General features: G+C 57.0%; 3 protein-coding genes. 1 reads left to right on the top strand and 2 read right to left on the bottom strand.

Features of this window, described 5'->3' with window-relative positions; translation table 11 throughout:
- Nucleotides 1-110 precede the first annotated feature (110 nt).
- Together ACX80D_RS17670 and ACX80D_RS17665 are read right to left on the bottom strand one after the other, a co-directional pair.
- On the bottom strand, nt 111-1,043 hold the full coding sequence (locus tag ACX80D_RS17670; RefSeq protein WP_459324169.1) for a DUF808 domain-containing protein: 933 nt from the start codon (nt 1,041-1,043) through the stop codon (nt 111-113).
- A gap of 83 nt (nt 1,044-1,126) precedes the next feature.
- A complete protein-coding gene (locus ACX80D_RS17665) occupies nt 1,127-1,960 on the bottom strand; it encodes an alpha/beta fold hydrolase (protein WP_459324168.1) in 834 nt (277 codons plus the stop codon).
- Nucleotides 1,961-2,376: 416 nt separating this feature from the next.
- On the opposite strand from ACX80D_RS17665, the gene ACX80D_RS17660 reads away from it, so the two are divergent.
- Nucleotides 2,377-2,889: an ABC1 kinase family protein gene (locus ACX80D_RS17660; protein ID WP_459324167.1), complete on the top strand. Its 513-nt coding sequence runs from the start codon at nt 2,377-2,379 to the stop codon at nt 2,887-2,889.
- Nucleotides 2,890-2,985: the final 96 nt, after the last annotated feature.

Below are 2,985 nucleotides of genomic sequence, written 5' to 3'. Positions count from 1 at the left end.
AGTTGCACTCTCTTCCTTCAGCACCCCGGAGATACGATAGCGGGCTCCCCCCTTCGTGGAGAGGGTGCCCCCCCGCCGTCGTACTTTTGGGACGTAGAAAAAACAGTTGGCTAGTGCTTGCCGCGCAACTTCTTGATGCCCAGCACCACCGCTGTGACCACACAGCCGAGGATGAAACCGGCCACGCAGGAGAAAGCGGTGTTGACCAACCAGCCCAGCACCGCGCCGGCGGAACCGGTGGCGTCGTGAACCAACATCTCAACGTGGTGAACAAAACCATACGGTGCATGCCAGCCCAGTTCATCCATGCCCACCAACAGCAAATGGCCACCGACCCACAGCATGGCAACAATGCCGACCTTGCTCAGGATAGACATCAGGATGGGCATTCCCTTGACCAGTCCGCGGCCCACCTTGCGTGCAATGGCGGAAGGTTTGCCAGCCATATGTAGGCCAATGTCATCCATCTTCACGATCAGACCCACCACGCCGTAGACGCCCACCGTCATCGCGAAAGCGATCAGGATGAGAATCAGAGTCCGGTTAAGGAAGGTCTCATGAGCCACCTCGTTGAGCGAGATAACCATGATTTCCGCTGATAACACCAGGTCGGTGCGGACGGCTGCACCGATGATGGCTTTCTCATCACGCGCACCGCTCTCGCCGCCAGGGGTGTGATGCTTAATGAGGCCCATCGCTTCGAGGATCTTTTCAGCACCCTCGAACACCAGATAGGCCCCTCCAACCATCAAGATCGGGGTCAGCGCCCAGGGGGCAAACTGTGAGAGCAGCAAGGCGATTGGCAGGATGAAAAGCAGCTTGTTCCGGATGGAACCTACTGCAATTTTCCAAATGATGGGAAGTTCACGCTTGGGAGACAAACCCGCAACGTATTGCGGTGTGACAGCAGCGTCGTCAACCACCACACCGAGTGATTTGACGCTGGCTTTGGCCGCGCCCACAGCAATGTCATCCAGGGACGCAGCGGTGACCTTGACCAGTGCCGCTATGTCATCCAGTAGTGCTACGAGGCCACCGGCCATACCAATACTCCTTGTGTTAGTTCTTGTCGCGCTTATCGCGGAAAGTCATCTGAAGTTTACAACGCCGCGCCAGTTGCTTCCGCTCAGGGTTTACTAATGAAGGCCAGTAGCGCGTCGTTGACTTCCCGCGCGTGGGTCCAGAGCAATCCATGGGGAGCTCCCTCTACTTCAACGTAATCGGCATCCGGCAGCGCCAGATGGAACTTCCGGGCCGTCGCATCGATGGGAAGGATGTTGTCCTTGGTGCCGTGCAGGATCAGCGCCGGCTTGCCACTGGCGCGAACAGCTTCCACATCGCCGCGGAAGTCTTCGATCCACGCTGGCACGACAGCGTACGCGGCCACCGGCGCGCTGCGTGTGGCCGTGTTCCAGCTTGCGGTGACGGTCTCTTGGCTGATTCTGGAGCCGAGGTTTTCATCCAGATTGTAGAAGTTAGTGAAGAAGCTAGTGAACCAGGCAAAGCGGTCATCTTTGGCCTGCGCAACAATGTCATCGAAAACTTGTTGTGGGACACCGTCGCTGTCCACCAGAAACGGTTCCAGCGAGGCTAGGAAAGCCAACTTGGCAACGCGGGCATGTCCATAGGTGGAGACGTACCTAGCTAATTCTCCGGTACCCATGGAGAAGCCAACCAACACCACGTCCTGAAGGTCCAGTGTCTCGAGGACCATATTTAGATCAGCTGCGAAGGTGTCGTAGTCGTAGCCGGTAGTGACCTTGCTGGATTGGCCGAAACCGCGGCGGTCGTAGGTGATGACCCGGTAGCCTGCGGCCACAAGTTCACGTGTTTGGCGCTCCCAGCTATGGCCGTCCAGTGGATAGCCGTGAATGAGGACCACAGGCTGTCCGGCACCTTGGTCTTCGTAGTACAACTCCACGTCGGTGCTGTTTTGCGTTCCCACTGCTATGTACGCCATGGCGTGCTCCCCTTTTCTTTGTTGTTCCTGTGCGCATTCTTTGCTGCGCCTGTTAGTTCAGGTACGTTCGAAAGCCTATGGGGATCTCGGGACGCGCGCCATGGGGGTGGCGGTAATACACACAGCTGAGTTTTTGGGCCTTCGCCCTGGCAGTGACTCAGTCCTTTAGTCAATCATTTGCCTCCACGGCTGAAAGTGATGACTCAAGCCCCATGCCGTGGCCACCGAGAGTCTCGTAAAACAGCTACATCGAGCACTCGTGCTGGAGCATGTGGACCCTGCTCGTGGCACTTCCTCAAGCCGACTATGATCATCTAAAGTGCTCGCCGAATGTGTGGCCACGGCCACGGATTCTTTGAGCAATTCGAAGGAAAGCGCCCGCGGGTTTACGGGGTCGCCACTAAGGGGAGCGCTGCATGGGAAACCACTTTGAACGGTACGCTGAGGTCGCTGAAATCTTGGCGCGGCATGGTTTGGGCTCCCTCGCGACAAGGATTGGTTTGGGCCGCTTGCGCTTAGGTGCAGAGCCGTTGTCCGGGGACGATCTCACGAATCCCGAGCGGGTCAGACGGGCGCTTGAGGAACTAGGGGCAACCTTTATCAAGCTCGGGCAGGTGCTTTCCACTCGGCCAGATATTCTGCCACCGGCTTACCTTGCCGAACTGTCAAAACTTCAAAGCGAAGCTCCCCAACTTCCTGCGAAGACCATCCGCTCGCTCATAACGCAAGAACTCGGCGCTAGCCCCGAGGAACTTTTTAAGACTTTTAGCGATACACCGCTGGCAAGCGCCTCGATTGGTCAGGCGCATGCGGCAACCATGCATGACGGAACCGCCGTCGTGGTCAAGGTGCGCAGGCCAGGCGTGGTTGCCCAAGTCCAAGAAGATCTAGAAATCCTGAGCAATCTGGCAAAACTGGGGTTAGCCTGAATTAGTGGACACCCGAGTTAGCGGGATTATTGATCCTGCTGAGAGGATGTCAGTGATGTCAGAGAAGAAGAGTCAACGTCGTAGTTTTACGGATGA

Source organism: Arthrobacter sp. Sr24, from assembly GCF_054511175.1.
This window is presented reverse-complemented; position numbering and strand designations above follow the sequence as displayed.